Source organism: Streptomyces sp. V4I2 (assembly GCF_030817655.1).
GTDB lineage: Bacteria > Actinomycetota > Actinomycetes > Streptomycetales > Streptomycetaceae > Streptomyces > Streptomyces plumbiresistens.
This window is the reverse complement of record NZ_JAUSZM010000003.1, coordinates 4,344,082-4,363,565: the sequence shown is the minus strand read 5'-3', so window position 1 is coordinate 4,363,565 and position 19,484 is coordinate 4,344,082. Positions and strand designations below refer to the sequence as shown.

General features: G+C 66.7%; 23 protein-coding genes. 10 read left to right on the top strand and 13 right to left on the bottom strand.

Annotated elements, in window-relative coordinates; genetic code table 11:
- Nucleotides 1-15: 15 nt before the first annotated feature.
- Entirely contained in the window at nucleotides 16-432 is a 417-nt protein-coding gene (locus tag QFZ76_RS20600) for a helix-turn-helix domain-containing protein (protein ID WP_307675126.1), read from the bottom strand.
- A gap of 97 nt (nucleotides 433-529) precedes the next feature.
- On the opposite strand from QFZ76_RS20600, the gene QFZ76_RS20595 reads away from it, so the two are divergent.
- Nucleotides 530-1,375 (top strand): NAD(P)H-binding protein, encoded by an 846-nt coding sequence (locus QFZ76_RS20595; RefSeq protein WP_307675125.1) that lies wholly within the window; start codon nucleotides 530-532, stop codon nucleotides 1,373-1,375.
- Here QFZ76_RS20595 and QFZ76_RS20590 read toward each other — a convergent pair.
- The 4 genes from QFZ76_RS20590 to QFZ76_RS20575 form a co-directional block, all read right to left on the bottom strand.
- On the bottom strand, nucleotides 1,368-1,583 hold the full coding sequence (locus tag QFZ76_RS20590) for a hypothetical protein (RefSeq protein WP_307675124.1): 216 nt from the start codon (nucleotides 1,581-1,583) through the stop codon (nucleotides 1,368-1,370). The two genes, QFZ76_RS20595 and QFZ76_RS20590, sit on opposite strands and share 8 nt — an antisense overlap.
- Nucleotides 1,584-1,721: 138 nt before the next feature.
- Nucleotides 1,722-2,093 carry a hypothetical protein gene (locus QFZ76_RS20585; RefSeq protein WP_307675123.1) on the bottom strand — a complete coding sequence of 124 codons (372 nt, stop codon included), beginning with the start codon at nucleotides 2,091-2,093 and terminating at the stop codon, nucleotides 1,722-1,724.
- Nucleotides 2,094-2,167: 74 nt separating this feature from the next.
- Nucleotides 2,168-2,605: a hypothetical protein gene (locus QFZ76_RS20580; protein WP_307675122.1), complete on the bottom strand. Its 438-nt coding sequence runs from the start codon at nucleotides 2,603-2,605 to the stop codon at nucleotides 2,168-2,170.
- Between the two features lie 235 nt (nucleotides 2,606-2,840).
- Nucleotides 2,841-3,176: a hypothetical protein gene (locus tag QFZ76_RS20575; protein WP_307675121.1), complete on the bottom strand. Its 336-nt coding sequence runs from the start codon at nucleotides 3,174-3,176 to the stop codon at nucleotides 2,841-2,843.
- Between the two features lie 309 nt (nucleotides 3,177-3,485).
- Between QFZ76_RS20575 and QFZ76_RS20570 the strand changes: the two genes are divergently transcribed.
- From QFZ76_RS20570 to QFZ76_RS20560, 3 genes are all read left to right on the top strand, one after another.
- The gene (locus QFZ76_RS20570; RefSeq protein WP_307675120.1) at nucleotides 3,486-4,730 is read left to right on the top strand and encodes a transcriptional regulator; all 1,245 of its coding nucleotides are present in this window, start codon (nucleotides 3,486-3,488) and stop codon (nucleotides 4,728-4,730) included.
- Nucleotides 4,727-5,269: a GNAT family N-acetyltransferase gene (locus QFZ76_RS20565; protein WP_307675119.1), complete on the top strand. Its 543-nt coding sequence runs from the start codon at nucleotides 4,727-4,729 to the stop codon at nucleotides 5,267-5,269. The genes QFZ76_RS20570 and QFZ76_RS20565 overlap by 4 nt, the downstream gene beginning before the upstream one ends.
- A gap of 177 nt (nucleotides 5,270-5,446) precedes the next feature.
- Entirely contained in the window at nucleotides 5,447-5,608 is a 162-nt protein-coding gene (locus QFZ76_RS20560) for a hypothetical protein (protein WP_307675118.1), read from the top strand.
- A 22-nt stretch (nucleotides 5,609-5,630) separates the two neighbouring features.
- Here the strand turns inward: QFZ76_RS20560 and QFZ76_RS20555 are convergent, their stop codons facing one another.
- Nucleotides 5,631-6,599 carry a hypothetical protein gene (locus tag QFZ76_RS20555; protein WP_307675117.1) on the bottom strand — a complete coding sequence of 323 codons (969 nt, stop codon included), beginning with the start codon at nucleotides 6,597-6,599 and terminating at the stop codon, nucleotides 5,631-5,633.
- Nucleotides 6,600-6,913: 314 nt separating this feature from the next.
- On the opposite strand from QFZ76_RS20555, the gene QFZ76_RS20550 reads away from it, so the two are divergent.
- Genes QFZ76_RS20550 through QFZ76_RS20535 form a run of 4 tightly spaced genes read left to right on the top strand, consistent with a single transcriptional unit; the run spans nucleotide 6,914 to nucleotide 11,383 of the window.
- Nucleotides 6,914-7,603, top strand: a complete 690-nt coding sequence (locus tag QFZ76_RS20550; RefSeq protein WP_307675116.1) for a hypothetical protein — start codon at nucleotides 6,914-6,916, stop codon at nucleotides 7,601-7,603.
- Nucleotides 7,604-7,620: 17 nt separating this feature from the next.
- Nucleotides 7,621-9,063, top strand: coding sequence for a hypothetical protein (locus QFZ76_RS20545; RefSeq protein ID WP_307675115.1), 1,443 nt, complete (start codon nucleotides 7,621-7,623; stop codon nucleotides 9,061-9,063).
- Nucleotides 9,060-10,880, top strand: a complete 1,821-nt coding sequence (locus QFZ76_RS20540) for a DEAD/DEAH box helicase (RefSeq protein ID WP_307675114.1) — start codon at nucleotides 9,060-9,062, stop codon at nucleotides 10,878-10,880. The genes QFZ76_RS20545 and QFZ76_RS20540 overlap by 4 nt, the downstream gene beginning before the upstream one ends.
- Before the next feature lie 17 nt (nucleotides 10,881-10,897).
- Nucleotides 10,898-11,383, top strand: a complete 486-nt coding sequence (locus QFZ76_RS20535) for a very short patch repair endonuclease (RefSeq protein WP_307675113.1) — start codon at nucleotides 10,898-10,900, stop codon at nucleotides 11,381-11,383.
- Here the strand turns inward: QFZ76_RS20535 and QFZ76_RS20530 are convergent.
- The 5 genes from QFZ76_RS20530 to QFZ76_RS20510 form a co-directional block, all read right to left on the bottom strand.
- A complete protein-coding gene (locus QFZ76_RS20530) occupies nucleotides 11,315-12,664 on the bottom strand; it encodes a DNA cytosine methyltransferase (RefSeq protein WP_307675112.1) in 1,350 nt (449 codons plus the stop codon). The genes QFZ76_RS20535 and QFZ76_RS20530 overlap by 69 nt on opposite strands.
- Before the next feature lie 208 nt (nucleotides 12,665-12,872).
- A complete protein-coding gene (locus tag QFZ76_RS20525; RefSeq protein ID WP_307675111.1) occupies nucleotides 12,873-13,901 on the bottom strand; it encodes an SEC-C metal-binding domain-containing protein in 1,029 nt (342 codons plus the stop codon).
- A 123-nt stretch (nucleotides 13,902-14,024) separates the two neighbouring features.
- Nucleotides 14,025-14,408 (bottom strand): hypothetical protein, encoded by a 384-nt coding sequence (locus QFZ76_RS20520; protein WP_307675110.1) that lies wholly within the window; start codon nucleotides 14,406-14,408, stop codon nucleotides 14,025-14,027.
- Nucleotides 14,409-14,492: 84 nt separating this feature from the next.
- Entirely contained in the window at nucleotides 14,493-14,645 is a 153-nt protein-coding gene (locus QFZ76_RS20515) for a hypothetical protein (protein WP_307675109.1), read from the bottom strand.
- Nucleotides 14,646-14,663: 18 nt separating this feature from the next.
- Entirely contained in the window at nucleotides 14,664-15,539 is an 876-nt protein-coding gene (locus tag QFZ76_RS20510) for a helix-turn-helix transcriptional regulator (protein ID WP_307675108.1), read from the bottom strand.
- Between the two features lie 105 nt (nucleotides 15,540-15,644).
- Here QFZ76_RS20510 and QFZ76_RS20505 point away from each other — a divergent pair, with 105 nt between their 5' ends.
- Nucleotides 15,645-16,343 carry an SDR family NAD(P)-dependent oxidoreductase gene (locus QFZ76_RS20505; RefSeq protein ID WP_307675107.1) on the top strand — a complete coding sequence of 233 codons (699 nt, stop codon included), beginning with the start codon at nucleotides 15,645-15,647 and terminating at the stop codon, nucleotides 16,341-16,343.
- 419 nt (nucleotides 16,344-16,762) lie between these two features.
- Here QFZ76_RS20505 and QFZ76_RS20495 read toward each other — a convergent pair whose 3' ends face one another.
- Entirely contained in the window at nucleotides 16,763-17,209 is a 447-nt protein-coding gene (locus QFZ76_RS20495; protein ID WP_307675106.1) for a DUF1772 domain-containing protein, read from the bottom strand.
- Between the two features lie 89 nt (nucleotides 17,210-17,298).
- Between QFZ76_RS20495 and QFZ76_RS20490 the strand changes: the two genes are divergently transcribed.
- Complete coding sequence (locus QFZ76_RS20490; protein ID WP_307675105.1) at nucleotides 17,299-17,877, top strand: TetR/AcrR family transcriptional regulator; 579 nt, start codon at nucleotides 17,299-17,301, stop codon at nucleotides 17,875-17,877.
- 51 nt (nucleotides 17,878-17,928) lie between these two features.
- On the opposite strand, the gene QFZ76_RS20485 is transcribed toward QFZ76_RS20490, so the two are convergent.
- The gene (locus QFZ76_RS20485) at nucleotides 17,929-19,401 is read right to left on the bottom strand and encodes a glycoside hydrolase (RefSeq protein WP_307675104.1); all 1,473 of its coding nucleotides are present in this window, start codon (nucleotides 19,399-19,401) and stop codon (nucleotides 17,929-17,931) included.
- Nucleotides 19,402-19,484 lie beyond the last annotated feature (83 nt).

The window sequence follows — 19,484 nt, the reverse complement described above, 5'->3', positions numbered from 1 at the left end:
CGGCTCGGGCGGGACCTACCCATGCCTGACGGCGCGACGGCTGCCGGGCCGCTCCTTGGTGTCGTACTCCCGCCGGGCCTGCTCCACGGTGTCCAGGTTGACCGACCACTCGGAGAGTGCGGCGAACATCGGCCCCAGGCTGCGTCCCAGTTCACTGATCTCGTACTCCACCCGCGGCGGAACCTCGGGGTGGTAGGTGCGCACGACGAGCCCGTCGCGTTCCAACTGCCGTAGCCGGTCGGTCAGCACCTTGGGCGTGATGCTGGTGATGCGGCGTTCCAGCTCCACGAACCGATGCCGCCCGTATTCGTGGAGCGCCCACAGAATCGGAGTGGTCCAGCGGCTGAAGACGATGTCGACCACCGGGGCGATCGGGCAGGCCTGCTCGGGGGCGACATCGATACGAGCCGCCGGATTCGTGTGCTGAGTCACAGTGGGCCTTCCTGTCCAATACTTTCCCCTAGGTACCTACTATCCCCATGCCGGTAGCTTCCGTTGGGCGAACACGGATTCGACAACGGGAGCGAACATGATTGTGGTGACCGGAGCCACGGGCAACGTCGGACGGCCGCTGGTACGGGCGCTCGTCACGGCCGGCGAACAGGTGACGGCGGTATCGCGAGGCATCTCCGCGCAGAACCTGCCGGACTTGCCGGCGGAGGTACGGCACTATCAGGCCGACCTGGCGAAGCTGACCGATCTGGCGAGCCTCGCCCCCGCGCTCGACGGCGCCGACGCGCTGTTCCTGCTGACCTCGGGCGACTTCGTATCAGCCGGTGGCAGCGTCAGCGACGTCCTCGATGTCGCGCGGGCCGCCGGGATCCGCCGGGTGGTCCTGCTGTCCTCCCAGGGCGTCGCCACGGGCAGCCACCCCACGACACTGGAGGACACCGTCACGCAGTCGGACCTCGAATGGACCCTGCTGCGGCCGGGAGGCTTCGACTCCAACACCTTGCAGTGGGCCGACATGGTCCGCACCCGACGGACGGTGGCGGCGCCCTTCGGCGACGTCGCCCTGCCGACCATCGACCCGACCGACATAGCCGAGGTCGCCGCCGCGGCACTACTGGACACCGGCCACGCCGGCAACGCCTACGAGCTGACCGGCCCGGTCGCGATCTCACCCCGCCAACAAGCGTCCGCGATCGCCAACGCGCTGGGGGAGCCGGTGCGGTTCGTCGAGCAGAGCCGGGCGGAAGCCCGCGCCCAGATGCTGCGGTTCATGCCCGAGCCGGTGGTCGAGGCCACGCTCGGCATCCTGGGCACACCGAAACCCGCCGAGCAGCGGGTGAGCCCTGACGTCGAGCGGATCCTCGGCCGGGCGCCTCGCACGTTCGGCGCGTGGGCTGCGCGCAATGTGGCGGCCTTCAAGTAGGCCCTGGGCTCTCTTCCTGCTTCAACCGAGCCGCGAGGTCAATGCCCTCCTGTACGGCGGTGTCGAAGTCGGGGTCCTGGTAGAGACGGATCCTGCCTCGGTAGTCGACGATCACCGCGGCGACAGCTTTGAAGTCCGTCTCCGACGACGCCTCCAGCGCAAGCTGAAGATCGCCTTCAAAGGACTCCCGGGCCGCCCGGAAAGCCATGTCCGGAGCGAAGAGCAGCTCGAATGTCGCCGATGGTCTTCAGCGGCGGCGCCGCAGGCTCGGGCATCTCCGAGTCCCCTGCGTTCACGATCGTTGGGTCCTTGCCGGCTGCTGTCTCCTGCATTGAGGCACCTCCGCTCAGAGATCCAACAGTACGATCCGGCCGGTCATCAGCAGGTCGTGGTTCGCGAAGAGTGCGTCGAGGTCGAAGCGCCGTTTGATGTGGGCCGCCCACTTCACGTACGGCAGGTCCGTGTGCGCCTTGACCACGCGGGCGCGGCTCGCTTGCGTGAGAATCCAGCGGGCCTGGGCAGGACGTTGCTGATGGCCGCCGAGATCGTAGGCGAGGCGCCACAGCTCTTCGCCATCGCTGCCCGCGTCGACGACAGTGACGAGCCCGATGTCACCGAGGCAACGCTCGTCGCTGGACTGCGTGGTGTAGGCGACGATGAGACCTTCGAGCGGGAAGACGGTCACGCGGCTGGTCGCGGTCAGCTCGGTGAGGGACAAGGGGCGGGTCCGTTCTGGCACAGGGGGTGGGCGGACCGACCGGGGAGGCCGACCCGCCCAAACCGGGGGATGGATCAGCAGCAGGGACCGTCGCCGCAGCACGCAGGCGGGTTGCAGTCCGCGGCCGTGCCCCACAGCCGCTCGTCGACCTCGAAGCCGGCGGACCTGATCCGGTCCACGACGTCGACCATCAGCCCGCGCGTGCGCACCTTCGAGTTCGGCTGGTGATGCAGGAAGTAGCCGAAGCTCCTCTCGCACCAGTCGGCGTACCAACCGGTGTGCAGGATGAGCGTGTGCCACCCCGGATCGACCTGCTGCGAAGGCGCCATGGCGGCCCCCGCAGCGGACGAGCCCATGACGAAGACCATCGCGAGGGCCTGGTCGACGACACGGTCGGCGACACAGCGCTCCAAGCCGTACTCGTCGGCGCAGAACGCGGCGAGCATGTCGAACTCGGCGTCTGTGACGAGTGATTGGCCGGCGCGGGGTCCGGCGTCAACGGCGGTCGTCATCGGATGCCTCCCTTCGTAGCACTGCCGTTCCTGGGTGGAGTCGGACCCGGTGGGATGTCGGGTCCTGTCGGGGTTGTGTGCAGCACGGATTCACCTCACCGTGGGGTGGACCTTCGGGCAGCCCTCTCCCCGAGTGCCGAATGCCTGTCGTGTGCTCAAGGGAGAGGGGGTTTGCAGACCGCGGCGCGACGTCGTGCGGACAGGCCGCGCGGCGGAAGACGGCCGAGCGGGCGGGTCAGACCAACGTCTGCTGGATGAGCTGCCGGTGGCCGGCGTCGACCAGGTCTCGCACCGCCTGTGGCCTGCACAGGTTGCCGTCGTAGCGAGGCGGAACGACCCAGTACGTTCCGGGCGGCTCCCGGCGATCGATGCGCGGAACGCCGAGATACGTGTCGTCCCGCAGGCACGGCGCGCTGCGGTTGTAGTCCCAGACCAGGCCGGCATGCCACTGGATGAGGGCGTAGTACGTCGGGCCCGCGGTGCGGTTGTCGTGGATGACGGGACCGCGCAGCCGTTCAGACAGAGCCTCGGTCACCACGACCGGGTCCTCCGAGTCCAGAGCGGCGTACACCAGTACCCCCGAGAGCCTTACCGCGGCGAATCGTTGACCAAGAGGTAAAAGCGCTACCCCCTGGTTCGACCACTCCGCCCGCGCCTGCTCCGGCACCGGGTGTGCCCCGGCGAGCCACTCAGAGATCAGTCTGTCCATGTCCGTTGGCGTCGGCACCGTTGCTCCCTCGATCGTGTGCGTCGTTCACATCCACGAGGAAACCGGAATCGACCTGTCGGCCATCAGGACAGAAGTGGGGCAGTTACTCACAGCCGACCGGACAGTTTTACCGAGCATGGGATGCCGGTAGGACTACCGTCGGAGGACCACGTGCGCGAGGGGGCGGAAGTGGGCGGTTCGCGAAATACCTGTCTCGAGGACCTGTTGGCTGAGTTCGGCTATACCCATGAACAGCTCGCAGGTGAGGTCAATCGGGTGGCTGAGCGGCTGTTCGGTGAACCTGCCAACTGCACGGATCGACATGTACGCCGGTGGATCGCAGGCGATGTCCAACGGCCATGGTCTCGGTACCTTCTCCCGCTCCAGGAGATCTTCGGCCGCAGCCCAGAGGCAATGGGGTTCGCACAGCGCAAGTCAACAAAGCCGCTGCCTTCGCCGGTACGACCAGCACCGGTGAAGGGAGTGAGCGGCGTGCAGCGTCGCACCTTCATCGCCGGAGCCCTCGTCACCGCCCTGGGCATCGATCAGACTCCGGGGTACGGCCGTCTTGGTGCCAGCGACATCGACAGAATCCGAAGTACGATCACCCGCCTTGACGCCCACTTCAACGGGCTCGGCGGCGGTGCTCTGGTCGATGTCGCGGCCGACTACCTTTTGCGTCTTGAGTACGCTCTGGATCGCTGCACCTACGGCGAGCGCGTCGAACGTGCGATGCACTGCGCCATGGCCGAGGTCGCAGCGTGCGCGGGGTGGTCGGCCCATGACTGCGGCCAGTACGAGAGGGCCTCCCAACTACGGAGCCGGGCGCTGCAGGCCGCACTCCTGGCACGCGACCCGGTGTTGGTGACCAGGGCTTGGTCTGACCTTGCCGCTCAAGCCGAACACGCAGGACGCCCCGCCGAAGCGGCTCGCATCAACCGCGCCGCGCTGTCCGAACGGCACCTGCGCAGTCAGCCGTTGATCTCCTCACTCTTGAACGCCAGACTTGCAGATTGCCTTGCCCAGACAGGCGATCCGCACGGCATGAGCCGCCACCTCGCGGCCGCCGAGCGTACTTACGACCGCGCAGACCCGACCGGTGCTCCCAGTTGGCTCGCATTCCTCACACCTGCTGAGCTTTCCGGCCTTGGCGCCATCGCCCATCAGAGCGCTGGTCAATACGCCCGCGCAGAGGCACACGCAGTTCAGACACTCGATCTTCTCGATGAACGCTTCACCCGGAACCGCGCTTACTACAACGTGCTGCTCGCGGAACTCCAGCTGGCTCAAGGCGAATACGAAAGGGCAGCGGCCACGGCCGCTGGCCTCCGTACAGTCGGTATCACCAGCAGTCGCATCACCGCCCGCCTCGAACGGGTCACCGCAGCCAGCCGGCCACAGGGAGGACCTACGTGACCACACACACCGAGCTGGAGCTGCGGCACTACGGACATGAGGAGGCGGGTGCGATCCGCGAACTTCTACTGGACATCCACGACGAGGTGTACGAAGCAAGCGACGACCCTCTCGCTGGGCGTGATGCCTTCGCAAAGTTCGTCGACCACTGGTCCGCCAACGAGGTGTTCGCGTGCGGCGTCGCCTACGATCAGGAGCAGCCAGTCGGCTATGCGTACGGCGCCCCGCTGAGCCCGTCCACAACATGGTGGGCCAAGGTCACCCCACCTCTGCCTGATGACTTCACCGCCGAGACAGGGGCCCGCACCTTCGCCCTGTCCGAGCTGATGGTCCGTACACCCTGGCGCGGTACGGGTGCAGCGCGCCGCATCCACGACGATCTCCTAGCTTCTCGCAAGGAGCAGCGGGCCACGCTGCTCGTACACAAGGACCACGTCAAGGTGCGTGCTTTGTATGAGAGCTGGGGGTACGAGACAGTGGGGGAGGCCGTGCCGTTCGACGGAGCACCATTGCTTTGCGCGATGGTGCTCTCCTTGTGATGTCCCCCGGTTAGTACGCGGGATGAGTACTCGATCAACTGGACATCACCTGGTACGCAACGGGCATGGACTGTACGCGAGGTCCGCGGCACGCTGACCCCACACCAGCACCACCCCTGTGTCCGTACCGAGCGGGCTCGTGGTGCGCTGGAGAGGTACCGCGAGGATCACCCCGTCATGGCTGTCGAAGGACACAGTAAGGCGGTTCTCCTTGAGGAGTCCGCAGTTGAGCTGATCGCGGACTTGCTGCACTGGACCGCTGCCCGGGGCCAAGACCCGGATGACGTACTGGACCGGGCCCAGACGCACTATGAGGCCGAGGCGGCTGTCGCCGCCTGAGAGCTGGCCCGCTTGCCTGGTCTCATTGATGTCCTTGCCGCGTCGACAGAGCCGCTTGCAGGAGTGCGGCGGCATCGTCAGGTGCTCCATGCTGGTGGAGCTGGGCCGCTGCCCGCATCACATGAGGATCGGGATTGTCCCGTCCGTAGATGTGGATCAATGTTCCTGCGAGTTCGTCTAGTTGGCCTTCTCGCAAGACGCATACGAGGGCCGCAGTCTCTGCCGGGCTAAGCACTTCTGCGGAGTGGCGCAGCAGGGCCAGAACCCCCTCTTGCCGGCCGCCGTTCTGCAAGGCTTCGGCCTGGCGGGCGACAGTCAGTGCGGCCCGCTTCTCGGGATTACTCTGCTGCCGGTCCCCCCTCCGAGGGGGGACCGGCAGCAGAGCTGCGTCAGCCCGCGCAGCCAAACGGGATCGCTGGCCGGCCCGAATGGCGCGTCGTGCGCTGGTCTTGAGCGTGCGCACCCCCCGAGCTTTTAGTGCCCGCACCTCGCGCTTCAAAGCGGCAGTCCCCTCCCGCAGGGCTGCGGCCTCCTTCCGGACGGCGCTGAGTTCGGCCTGGACCGCGCTGACTTCAACGGCGTTCTCAACTGCCTGTTGCTGTAGCGCCGACACCTCGTCGCGCAACTTCACGCAGTCACCGCAGTGCTCGGCAGCGGCTTCTGAGTGCAGCCTCTCCAGGTCGGTGAGCGTGATGCCCACCTCCTCCACGCCGCCCGCGTCAGCGCGCGCGATCGCGTAGAGATTTCTGACGATGCCTATGTCTGGCAGGTACTCGGCGGTGAGGTATCTGGACAGAGACGTATCCCTGACGTACAGCCGGTCGGCGGCCTGCTCCTGCGTCGGGGCCTTGCCGTCGGGGTTCAAGGCCAGCAGGCGGCAGAGTCTCTGCAGTTCGGTGGCAAGCGCACGTTTCCCTGGAGGAAAGTCACTGCCGAACTGCTTCTTCGTCGTCCAGCCGTAAGGAGTGTTGCTTCCTTTTGCTCGTGGCATGTCACTCACTCATTTCCGGTCTATATGCAGCGAATTAGCCGAAATCGGGCTGCCGCTGGCACGTCTTGTCGACCTCGTGGCCATGTTGGGCGCAGGGTGGGTCAATTGTGCACGACGAAGGGCCAGTTGTGTTCTTGCTGCCTGGTGCGCAAGTGTTCCAGTGGGGACTGATATTCGGTTCTCGGTGGCACACTGTGATCAGCCGCTCGTCGAGCGGGGGGTGGCCAAGACGCCTGTGCCGCTGCGTGAGTTACGTAGTGCGCATACTGCGCCCTTGCCAAAAAAGCGTGCGATTCAATTACAGGAGTGAGCGAATGTCACTGCCGTCCTGGCGGGACGCCGGTATCGGAAGCATGGCTCGGGCTGCACTGTGGCTGGTGCAGGAAGTCGGGGAGGACAATATCTTCACGAAGGCCGAACTGCGCGAGGCGTTCCCGGACGTCGCCCAGATCGACCGGCGCATGCGTGACCTGCGCGACCATGACTGGAAGATCTCGACGAGTCGTGAGGACCCCACGCTCCGTCAACAGGAGCAGCGGTTCGTGGCCCAGGGGGCGGAGGTGTGGATCCCTGGGAAGTCGAAGGCGCCGAAGCACAAGGCGAGCCTCACGGCCACCCAGCGCGCGAAGGTGCTGGATGAGGACGGTTACCTCTGCCGCACCTGCGGTATCGCGGCTGGTGAGTCGTACGAGGAAGGAATCGAGCAGGCGGTGCTCAACGTGGCCCGCCGCAAGGTGATCCAGCCCAACGGAGACACGGCCTACCAGTTGGTCACCGAATGCAAGCGGTGTGGTGCGGGCAGCTCGGGCCGGCAGGCCGATCTGGGGCGCGTCCTGGAACAAGTCGCGGCCCTGTCACCCATGGAGCAGCGGGTGCTTGCTGGCTGGATCGCCGCAGACCGGCGGTCCTTGAGTCCGCTGGACAAGGTTTGGGGGCAGTACCGGACCCTTCCGGAGCCCTCCCGTAAGGCCGTGGCGGATGCGCTCGACGGCGCGAACGACTAAGACAGGACGGAACGGACATGATGCGAGAACTTCCGGCTCCGCCGCGGGCGGACGAGCTGAGCGAACTGATCAAGAAGAAGGTCGCGGAGGCGCAGGCGGCAGGCGGTACCCGCGAGACGGTGACCGTTGAGTGGAACGAGCAGAAGGCGCACGTCGACGTGATCGACCTGCCCCTCAGCAAGCTCTACTTCAACCCCCGAACGCACCGTATCCGGGCCCAGCGGAGCCACGACGCCGCAAAGGACGCGGAGCTGGACCAGAACCCGTGGAGCGCGGAGAGTCAGGACTACCTCCGTTACCTGCTCCAGGCTTCGCCGACCGACACCAATCTGCGCGATGTCGAGTTCGACGCTCTCAAGGACAGCCTCGAAGAGTTCGGACAGAACGACCCTGGGCTGGTCACCCATCAGGGCATCGTGGTCAATGGCAACACCCGGGCAGCCGCCCTGATGCTGCTTGGCGTGCAGTCGATGCGCGTGGGTGTGCTGCCCGAGTCGTTTACCTGGGCGGATATCAACGCCGTGGAGCTGGCCTTGCAGCTCCGCCGGGATCACCGACGCGACTACTCCTACATCAACCGCATCATCGCCATGGAGGAACAGGCGGCCCTTGGGCGCACGCCCGAGCAGATCGCCAAGGAGTTCCGGATCCAGGTCCGGACGTACCACCAGGAACGCTGGATCCTCGCCACGATCCGCGAGCTGATCAAGCGCAGCCAGGAAGCCGGCGGCGACGGACTCCGGCTGGTCGACTGGGAAGGCGCTCAGGAGCGACTCAAGGAACTTCAGCGCTTGTACGTGAAGCTGGAGACGCTTGACCGCGACCAGGCGGAGATCCTCAAGGAACTGCGTCTGGCCGCCATCCTGCTCAACTTCTCCAAGACCGACGTGCGGCACATCAACGAGGACTTCATCAAAGAGGGGCTGGAGCAGAAGCTGCTTTCCGCTGGTCCGGCGCTTGAGGAACGGTCTGAGGCCAAGCCGACGGGAGTCATGATCCCGGGGCTCGGAGTAGAGGTCCCAGCCGTCTCCTCCGCCGTGGCTGACGTGAAGGCACTCAACGACCGTCTGCTGCGTGCCGCCGCTGTCGTACGCAGTGGGAGCGAGGGCCCTGACCTCGGTAACGAGGCGAAGGAGCAAGCGCAGAGCGTTCTGGACGACGCGAAGAAGACCTTTGACGATGCTATTGAGGCCGCTGGCCGCAGTGCCCGGCTGCGCAAGCGTAAGCAGCTCGCGCCGGCCCGGCTCGCGGAGGCGTGCGCCAGCATCGACCAGTGCGTCAGCGATCTGGTACAGGCCCGCACGTCGCGCAGCCTCGACGAAGAAGCTTTCGACGATGCGGTGATCAAGCTCCGTGGCAGTCTGCTGAAGCTCGCCCAGCAGGCCGGCCGCGGTCTGCAGGATCCGGGCGATGGCGTGGCCTGGCTGATGGACGCTGTCGCCACGGGGAGCCGGCAGTGACGAACGCACCGAGTGAAACGTCACTGCACCTGGGGTTCGACGAGACCCACACGCGCGTCGTGCTCCGGACCACTGAGCGCCACCAGCCGGACCTGGTCCAGCTGGCTGCCCGTTTCCGGACGGGCGGCCAGCTCGGCCTGATCAGCGCCTCGGTTGCTCTCGATGACTTCCTGGCCAACCTGCAAGTCCTTGGCGACTGGCCTGATCCCACCGGCGTGGAGTGGTCTTCCGCCCTCAGGAAGCTGGCAACTGGCGTCCTCCAGGACGCGCGGACCGTCGAAACCAGGCTGGCGGGCACGGCTACCGCCGGCGAGGTTGACCCGGATGATGTCCCGAGTCTGCTCGGCGACAACTGGAAAGGTGAGCTGAGCGCCTTCCAGCGGAGGGACATCGCGAAGCTGCTGTCTCTCCAGCATGGCGCCAACTTCAGCGTGCCCGGCGCCGGCAAGACGCGCGTCGCGCTCGCTGTGTACGCCGCTCAGAAGGCCGTCGGTCACGCACGACGGCTCCTGGTCGTCTGTCCGAAGTCGGCCTATGACTCGTGGCGTTTCGAGACCTCGGAGTGCCTGACGCACGCGCTGCGCGTCAACGTGCTGGACGGGTCTCTGGACCAGTGGGCGGAGGTGCTCGTCGTCAACTACGAACGGCTGGACCGCTCGCTGCCGATGCTGACCGCGTGGCTCGCAGCCCAGCCCTCCATGATCATCCTGGATGAGGCGCACCGGATGAAGCTCGGATCCCGGGGCACTTACGGTGCCGCGTGTATGGCCCTTGGGCCACATGCGGACCGGCGCCTGATCCTCACGGGCACGCCGGCTCCCAACGGTTCCAAGGATCTGGAGAACCTTTTGGGCTTCGTGTGGCCGGGGCACGGACAGCAGACCGTCGTGCGCGCCGTGGCCGGGGGAGATCTTCGGCACGCGAGCACGGTGTTGCGTCCCTTGTTCACGCGGACGACCAAGCAGGAACTTGGTCTGCCCCCTGTCGATCTGGGCATCCGCTACGTGGACATGCCGCCCCTGCACGACGAGATTTACAGTTCCCTGGTCAGCGGCATGAGCAACGGGGCGGCCAGGGAAGACCTCAGCGCTCTCGGCAGGACGGCTCTGCGGCTTCTTATGGCCGCCACGAGCCCGGCTCTGCTTCTGGAAGGAGCCACCAAATACGAGCCGCTGGCTTACCAGTTGCCTCCGTTGGAGATCCCCCAGGGCGGTTCCCTGTACTCGATGATGCAGAACCTTCCTGACTACGAGCTGTCACCGAAGTACAAGGAAGCCGTGACGATCATCGCCGAGAATGCGGCGGCCGGACGTAAGACGCTGGTCTGGACGACATTCGTCCGGAGCCTTACGACGCTGGAGCGCATGCTCGAGAAGTTCAGTCCGGCCGTGGTCTACGGAGGGACCCTCGACCGGGAGGAACAGATCCGGCGCTTCCGTGACGATCCGGCCTGCATGGTGCTCATCTCCAACCCGGCGACCCTTGGCGAAGGCATCAGCCTGCACCACCACTGCCATGACGCCGTCTACGTGGACCGTGACTTCATGGCCGGCCGGTTTCTGCAGAGTTTGGATCGTATCCACCGCCTTGGGCTCGCACCCGACACGGAGACGCGGGTGACGGTTCTGGCCGTACGCAATTCCATTGACGAGGTCGTGGCCGCGAGACTGGAGCAGAAGCTGACGTTCATGGGCCAGATCTTGGATGACCCCACAGTTCAGCAGCTTGCTGACCTGGAGGAGGAGCCGTCAGTAGCGGCTGGCTTGGCGCCGAGTGACATTGAAGCGCTGCTGAGCCACCTTGGGGGCAACCGGTAGCTGGCTGCGTGCGTCGGATGCAGCGCACTACGATCGGTACTGTGTCCTCCGAAGTCGATTGGGCAGCCCCGGATGGGTCCTGGGCCTCGTCCGCCGCACGCCGCCGCAACATGCAGGCGATCCGCAGCCGCGATACAAAGCCGGAATGGCTGATCCGGCGTCTGGTGCATGCCCGAGGGCTCCGCTACCGGGTGTCAGCACGCCCCATACCTGACCTTCGCCGTACGGCCGACTTGGTATTCCGTCCGGTGAAGGTGGCGGTATTCGTTGACGGCTGTTACTGGCACGGATGCCCTGAACATTACGTGCCGCCTAGAACGAACTCCGGCTACTGGTCGGAGAAGGTGCTACGTAATGTGAAGCGAGACCGGGAAACGGATCAGAGGCTCAGTGACGAGGGCTGGATCGTGCTCCGCTTCTGGGAGCACGAGCAGTCAGAGGCTTGTGCCGACAAGATTACCGCGACGGTCCTTGAGCGCAGGAGCGGGACTGGCTTCCGCTGAAATAGAGATTTCCATTTGGTGCGGCATGTTATCCAGGGCGGCTGCGCCCGAGGAGTCGACGTCGTATGTGCTGAGAAGTTCTTCCCGGTACTCTGGCCGCAGAACAGCCGCGATTGCGCGGCCTACAGCTTCAGCGACTGGCGGAGGGAAGGCGTTGCCCACCTGTCGGTACTGTGCTGTCTTTTTCCCTTGGAAACGCCAGTTCCGCGGAAATCCCTGGATTATGGCGGCTTGCTCGACGGTGAGCATAGGGCCGTTCTCCCTGAACAAGTCCCGCTCCGGGTCGCACTCGTTCGGGTCGTTGGCCACCCCCATGGCATCAACCCCCATGGCCGCCCAAGCCCTCTTTGCTCTTGTGGGTCCGAGGTCCGCGCCGCCGTGCTTCCTGGATCCGCCCACCAATGTAGGTGCTACGCCACGGCCGGCGGCCGCGGACTTTCTGGCGGCGTCGAGCCAGTCGTTGTAGACATCCTCGCCTGTCCGCTCGTCGGGCTTGGCCGGTTCACCCCACTTATTCTTGTCCCAGTACCGAAGGCACCGTTCCCGCATAGTCTTTCTGAGGCTTTCAGCGACAGTAGCTTCGTCGCCCTTGATTCCCAGCGGCCAGCGGAATTCATTGACGCCGGGCTTTGAGAAATCTTCACGGATTGCGACCAGGATGGCCCTGGGGCGCAGTTGGGGAACGCCGAAATCTTTCGCGTCGAGTCGGCGCCACACCTTTCGCATCTCAAGATCCTGGGCTGCTGATGAAAGCGAAGTGTCAATGCTGGGGACTGTGTAGCCAGCGCGGCGCAGTCGGTCGAGGATCTTTGCCCGATATTCGATGAAAACCTCCGGCGGCTCAAGAATTCCCCGGACATTTTCAATCATGATTGCTTTAGGGGTAAGTTTTTCAATGATATTCAGGGCTGCTGGGAACAGATCGCGCTCATCGTCTGCGCCTAGTCTTTTTCCGGCCAATGAAAAAGGAGGGCAAGGGACGCCGCCTGCGAAGAGGTCGAGAGTCTGGTCTTTGAGATCAAGGACCTTGCATTCGTTTGAATCGAGAAAATCTTTGACGTCCATTGGGGCTAGAGCCTGGGCCTTTTGCGGCGTCCACCCGGGCCAGCGTCCGACATTGGCCCGCAGCGTACTGACCGCGTGCTGGTCCCACTCGACAAGTGCCAAGTGATCAAATCCGGCATTGTGTAGCCCTACGGCCTGCCCACCGGCCCCTGCACAGATCTCGATCGAGGTCAGTGGCGTGGTGAACTGCGGTCGCTTCTGGCCGCTGGGGGGCATGCCGCTCCTTCTGGGGATGAACCATCATGCTGAGGAGAGTCCGTGGTTGTGGACGGTCACTCCGAGCCTAGAGTCTCGCATTTGTCAGGTCTCCTTTGACACCAGTAGGTGACCGGCCGGTACCAGGCCCGCGAGACTAGCCTGGTGGCGCGCAATGCACCGAACAGGCGGCGCTTGCGAAGGGTGCGCAGAAGGGGCGTTGACCGTCCTAGGCGCCCTTGCTCTGGTCGGCCCTGTGACACTCCACGTAGGTCCTCCCCGACCCACACCAACAAACCGCCCCCCGCTGCGGCGGCCAAACCACAGCCCGCCCCCGCGCCGCCAACGTCGTCGCGTACTGCGGCAGCAGCGCCACGTCCCCCGGCGACACCCCCTCCGACGCGGCGAACGCCTCGTAAGACGGCACAGTCCCGGTCACGATGCCCAGGTTCGGCGTCCCCGAAGCCGCCAGCTCTCGCAGCGACGCCTCTATCGTCGCGAGGTGCTCCTCATGCGAGGGGTACTCCTCGGCCAGCGTCGGGTACGCCGAGAGCAGTTCTGTCAGTTCGCTCGTCGGCCAGTGGAGTACCGCCACCGGGAAAGGGCGGGACAGGGCCTCGCGATAGGTGCCGAGTTCTGCTCGCAGTCTCGAGATCTCTGCCGCCAGCTCCGCCGGGTTGTCCGAGCCGAGGGACCACACCCGCTTCGGGTCGTGGAGTTCGTCGAGGGAGACCGGGGAGGAGTGGAGGGTGTCGGCCAGGACGTCCCAGTCGTCGTGGCCTACGCCCAGCATGCGGCGGACCCTGTGGCGGCCGAACAGGAGGGGATGCGTCGAGTACGGGGGCTGCGCGTCCTCCGGGAGCAGCAGTCGTACCCCCTCCGTGAACGTCTCCTGCGCCGCCTCCAGCTCGTCGTGCGCCTCCAGTGCCTCCGCCACGATCACCCACGGGGCCGCGTCGCGCGGGGACGCCGCTCGGACGCCCTCGATGATGGCGCGGGCCTCGGCCTCGTGGCCGTACTCCCAGAGGTTGGACGCCTTGAGGGCCCGTACCAGATACGGGTTCTCAAGGGCCGCCGGCGACGACAGCAGGCGGTCGTAGAGCTTGCTCGCGGCCGGGCGGTCGTCGGCGAGTTCCAGGTGGGCCGCGGCCTGCAGGAGCAGGGCTTCGGCGTCCTCGGGATACAGGCCGGCGGTCCGCTCCAGGCGGGCGGCTTCGGCGGTGTGGTCGACGTTCTCGGCAGGCGTGTCGGGGCGCATGCAGGACACGGTACTGCCGGGCTGTGACAAAGGGAGAGGTATCCCCAGGCCAGCCCGTGGATCTGGAGATCGTCGGGCGGCCCCGGCTTCTCAGTCGTCCCAGAGGTGGATCAGCGTGGTGGATCAGCGTGTCAGTGCGAACGCCGCGAACAGCATGAGGACCACGAAGACCACGCAGAACGTGAGGTGGGAGCGCGGATAATCGTAGCCCTCGGGGGTCTCGCCCGCCTTGATCGCGGTGCTCCACTGCGCGAACAGCTTGCGGGTCGGGAACATGCCGATCGTGAGGCCGATGAGCATGAAGGCGTACATGACGAGCATGGCGGCCAGGGAGTGGCCCATTGCCTGGCCGACGGCGATCATGCCGGCCAGGCACAGAACCCAGATGAACGGATACACCCTCCAGAATTTCTGGGCGGGGATCCATCTCGCCATGGCGGAGCAGTGGACGACGGTGGCTGTGGCCGCCATCAGCCACAGCCACTCTTCGGCAACGGACGCGAGCACTGGCGGGTGTCCTTCCCGGGGTTCCGGCGTCCCCGGGACTCCGGAGGCGTGAACCTCCGTTATAGGGCGCGAATTGAGTCGTGATCAATGGGTGGTCCGGGTGAGGTCTTTGATCCGGATCATCGAGGCGTGTAGGTGGAGGCCGGCGAGGTAGCTGTCCGGGGACTTGTCGTATCGGGTGGCGATGCCTCGCCAGGCCTTGAGCTTGTTGATCAGGCGCTCGAGCGTGTTCCTCACCTTGAGAGGTCGGCATCGTCAGGTGTGGGTGGTGGCCGGTGGGCCGGCGATGGCGGTGAGCCGGAGCTTGGTCTCGTCCTCGCTGCCGGGCACGGCGGTCATGATGACGATTTTGAGCTCGGAGTCGCCGTCGGCCAGTACGTCGCAGTCCACCGTGACCGGGCCCACTGACGGGTGGTCGATCGTCTTGTGGTCCTCGCGGTGTGCGGCCACTTCTCCGGTCGCCCATAGCTCGGCGAACCTCCTGTTGCCCGCGTTCAGGTCGCGGATCAGCGCGGCCAAGCGATTGTCCTGGGGGAAGCGGCCGGTGGCGCGGCGCAGGTCGGAAACGACGGCGGCGTCGGTGGCGTCGCGGTCCGCCTCGGTCACCGGCCACAGCGCGAGGTGGGCGGGGCCGGCGTTCACCGGGAACCTGTCGCGGGCGAAGTTGCGCAGGCGCGGCGGCGAGGCGGAGGGGTCGCCCAGCAGGGCGGCCCACCCACGGTTCCACCACACCAGTTGCCAGTCCGCCGCGAACACGGCAACCGCCACGTCCCCGAGGCGGGCGAGCACCCGTTGCACGCCGGGCGGAAGATGGTCAGAGATCGCGCCGTCCACGGGCGGTACGAGCTGGGCCAGCCGGTACAGGTGGTCCCGCTCTGCGGTGGACAGTTGCAGGGCGCGCGCCAGGGACGCCACCACCGACGCGGAGGGTGTCGTGGCCCGCCCCTGTTCCAGGCGCACGACGTAGTCGACCGATACCCCGGCCAGGTCAGCCAGTTCTTCGCGCCGCAGCCCGGCCGCCCGGCGCCCGCGGGCCGCCGGCAGCCCGGCGGCCGACGGGGGCAGCCGGTCCCGCCATGTGCGGATCATCGCGCCCAGTCCGGTTCCGGGTGTCGTCGACATGATCTCCATCCTCCGGCATCCCCGATCGTGTGTGCGGGCGCGAGGGTGGTACTGGTCTTCCTACCGTCGAAGCGTCCCTGGCCCGCCTCCGTCGTCGGGGCCAGTATCGAACGCATGACGATCACCTTCATCACCGGAGCCAACAAGGGTCTTGGCCGCGAGACCGCCCGCCGCCTGATCGAGTGTGGCCACACCGTGCTCGTCGGAGCCCGCAACCGCGAGCAGGGCGAGGAGGCCGCCGCCGCGCTCGGCGCACGCTACGTCCCCATCGACGTGACCGACGACGCGTCCGTGGCCGCCGCGGCCGCGAACGTCGCCGAACACGAGGGCAGGATCGACGTCCTGATCAACAACGCCGGTGTGCACGGCCCCCTCGGCGATCCCAGCGACCTCACCGCCGCTGACGCCCGCGCCGTCCTCGACGTCAACGTCATCGGCGTGGTCCGCACCACCACCGCGTTCTTGCCGCTGCTGCGCCGCTCGGACGATCCTGTGATCGTCAACGTCAGCAGCGGCATGGGCTCCCTCGCCCTCACCCACGACCCCGACCGGCCCGAGTCGCACGTCATCGCGCCGCTGTACACCTCCTCGAAGGCGGCCCTGACGATGTTGACCACGCAGTACGCCAAGGGGCTCAAGGGCATCCGTGTCAACGCCGCCGACCCCGGCTACACCGCGACCGACCTCAACGGTCACAGCGGCTTCCAGACCGTCACCGAGGGCACGGACGCGATCGTCGCCCTTGCCACCGAGGAGCCCGGCGCCGGCACCGGACGCTTCGTCGCCCGCCATGGCGAGATCGCCTGGTCCTGAAACCGGCCGTGCCGGATCAGCCATTTCAGGTGACGAGGAACCCACGAAGTTGGGGGACGCCCCGTCGACCACGAGCCGAGCTCTACAAGGAGAGGAAGACCGTCGAGCGCCTGATCAACAAGCTCAAGGCGTGGCGGGGCATCGCGACCCGCTACGACGAGACCCATCGCGACCCGCTACGACAAGACCCCGGAAAGCTACCTGGCCGGGCTTCACCTGCGTGCCCTGGTGATCTGGATCAAAGGCCTCACTCGAACCAGCGCCGAGAGCCGCGCAGGTCATCGAGGAACGTAGCTTGCCGGGATCGCAGTTGCGGGCTCTCAGCGGCAGCTGCATTCCCGGATGTCGGGATTTCGGCGGCCCGCTGCCGCCCGGGGAGCGGGGATCGTGCGCCACCGGTGCGGAGCCGGCCCGCGGGCTCAGACGAGGGCGGCGACCAGCAGGGCGAAGGCGGCGACGATGACGGCGACGCGGACGTAGTGCCAGCGGTCCCAACGCGTCATCTGCTCCTTCCAGTCCTCGGGCCGGTTCTCGGGGGTCCACGTCTTGACCCGGTTGTTGATCGGGACCAGCAGCAGGATCGACATGACCACGCTGACGATCAGCAGCGCGCCGGCGGTGACGACGAGGCCGGTGCCGTCGTGGTGCCATCCGGCGATGGCCCAGACCGCGACGAGGGCGAGTGAGCCGATGTACCAGACCGGCATCACGGAGCCGCCCCTCCGGCCTCCGTCGGCGCGGGCGAGTTGGCCGGCGTCCTCGGGGAGTGCGTTGATGATCGGGTTGGTGAAGACGGGGACGGAGAACTCCACCCCCACCATCACGCCGACGACCACGGTGGTGATGACCTGGAGTGCGCTGAGCATGCCGATCCTCCTGTGTCTAGCGTTGCTAGCTTATGAGGCAACGCTAACACTACCGCCGCTCCCTTGTCTAGCGGTGCTAGCATCGAATCATGTCGGTTCAGGAACGCAAGGAGCGCGAACGGGCGGTCCGCGAGCGCCTCATCGTGGCGACGGCTCGCGAACTCGCCGAGCAGCAGGGCTGGGACGCGGTCACCACGCGTCGGCTCGCCGAGCGCATCGAGTACAGCCAACCCGTCCTCTACAGCCACTTCCGCGGCAAGCGCGAGATCATCGGCGCCGTCGCCCTCGAGGGAGCCGCCGAGATGGCCGCGGCGCTGCGGGCCGCGACTTCCGCCGTGGACGACCCGCGCGCCCGTGTCACTGCCCTTGCCCACGCCTACCTCGACTTCGCCGCGAGCAGCCCGGCGGTCTACGATGCGCTGTTCCAGCTCGACGGCGGCCTGGCGTTCGCGCAGGAGGACACCCCCGAGCTGCTGAAGGACGCCTTCGCCGCCCTGCTGGAGAGTCTCGAAGAGGTCGCCGGGGGCGGCGTCCACCCCGGCGTTTTCACCGAGGTGTTCTGGGCGTCCCTGCACGGCTTCGCGACCCTGACCCGGTCGGGCCGGCTGCCACCGGAGTACGCCGAGCGCAGGGTGGAGCTGCTGGTGGACCGGCTCGCAATGGTCTGACACACCGCCCCAGCGGGCACGCGACCGGCGTCCCCGGACCCCGCTGCCTGCCTAGATCGTCACCCCGTCGATCTGCAACGTCTGCACCGCCTTCGCCGCGAACGGCACCGCCACCGACTTGCCGCTCAGCCGCGTGTCCGAGTACGCCGCGTACTTGTCCCCGCCCGTCGTGACGGTGTTCCAGCGGGGGACCAGGCCGCTCGAGCCGCCCGTCACCGTTGTGAAGCGGGAGAGGTCGAAGGTGAGGGTCTGGGCGGAGGTGGATGTGTTCACCGCCACGATCACCAGGCGCCTCGCCGCCGCGTCGTAGGCCGCCGCCGCGTAGCTGACACCCGTGTCGAGGATGCGCATGCCCGGGCGGATGTGGCGGCTGAACTGGGCCATTACGTAGTACTTGGGCTGGACGGTCGTCGGCTGGAGGGTGTTCTGGTTGTACGCGATCATCGCCCAGCCCGTCGAGGGGTCCATGACCTGCCAGTAGACCCAGGCGGTGGGGTGAAGCCAGCGGAAGTCGTAGCAGAGGTTCGAGGCCATGGTGAGGCCGGTGCCGTCGCTGTCGCCCGTCTCCGAGTTCCAGAGCTTCTTGCCGGAGGTCGTGACGACGTCCGTGTAGAGGAGGTCGCGGCGGCCGCCGGAGCCCTGGTAGCCGTGCACGTTCACCTGGCTGACCAGGGCCTTCGTGGAGGAGTTGAAGGAGGCCCAGGTGGAGCGGGCCGTGTCGATGTTCGTCTCGTCGGACGCGGCGATGCGCAGGCCCGTGAGGCCGCGCTTGTCCAACTCGCTGCGCATGTAGGGGAGTACGGCTGCCTGGACCGCCGGGTCCATGTGGCAGCCCTCCTGGGTGCCGGTGGCGGTCCACCAGGAGGCGGCCGGCTCGTTGAAGGGGTCCACCGTCGCGAAGTTCACGCCCCAGTTGTTCCTGGCGTAGAGGGCGGTCGCGGCCAGGTGGGAGGCGTGCTGGCGGTAGTTCCAGGTCTGGAGGTTGTTGCCGCCGCCCGCGGCGCCGGACGGGTTGTGGTTCGCGCACATCCACCACATGGGGGAGTTGGCGAACAGCTCGGTCGTCGCGCCGCGCTGGACCGCCTTCTGCAGCATCGCGCGCTGGTTGGCGTCCGCCGTCCAGTCCCAGGCCGAGGAGGTGGGGTCCTCGTTGTTCCAGTCCTGCCAGAAGCCCTCGATCTGCTTGAAGGCGGGGATGTTGGGCGACGCGACCATCGACTCGCCGCCCACGGTGTTCGAGCTGCACGCGCCGAGGTTGTAGCGGGCGATGTTGAGGCCCAGGCCGGGGAGCGTCGTGCCGTTGTACGTCACCGAGTTGGTGGTGAAGAAGGCGTCCGCGAAGTCGTTGCGGGAACCGAAGACGTTGGCCCACCAGGCCAGGGAGGTGCCCCAGCCCTCCCAAGTGCCGTACGACGTGCCGGGGTTCACGGCGATCGTGGCGTCCGCGTGGGCGGTGCCGGTCGCCAGGGCGCTGCCGAGGAGCGTCCCGCCCGCGGCCGTGAGCAGTGTTCTACGTCGGATCATGGCTTCTCCGATTCGAATCGACGACGGCCCTGAACCGGCGTCGTGGCGGCCTGTCCCGTTCATGCCACGACGAAGCATCGGGT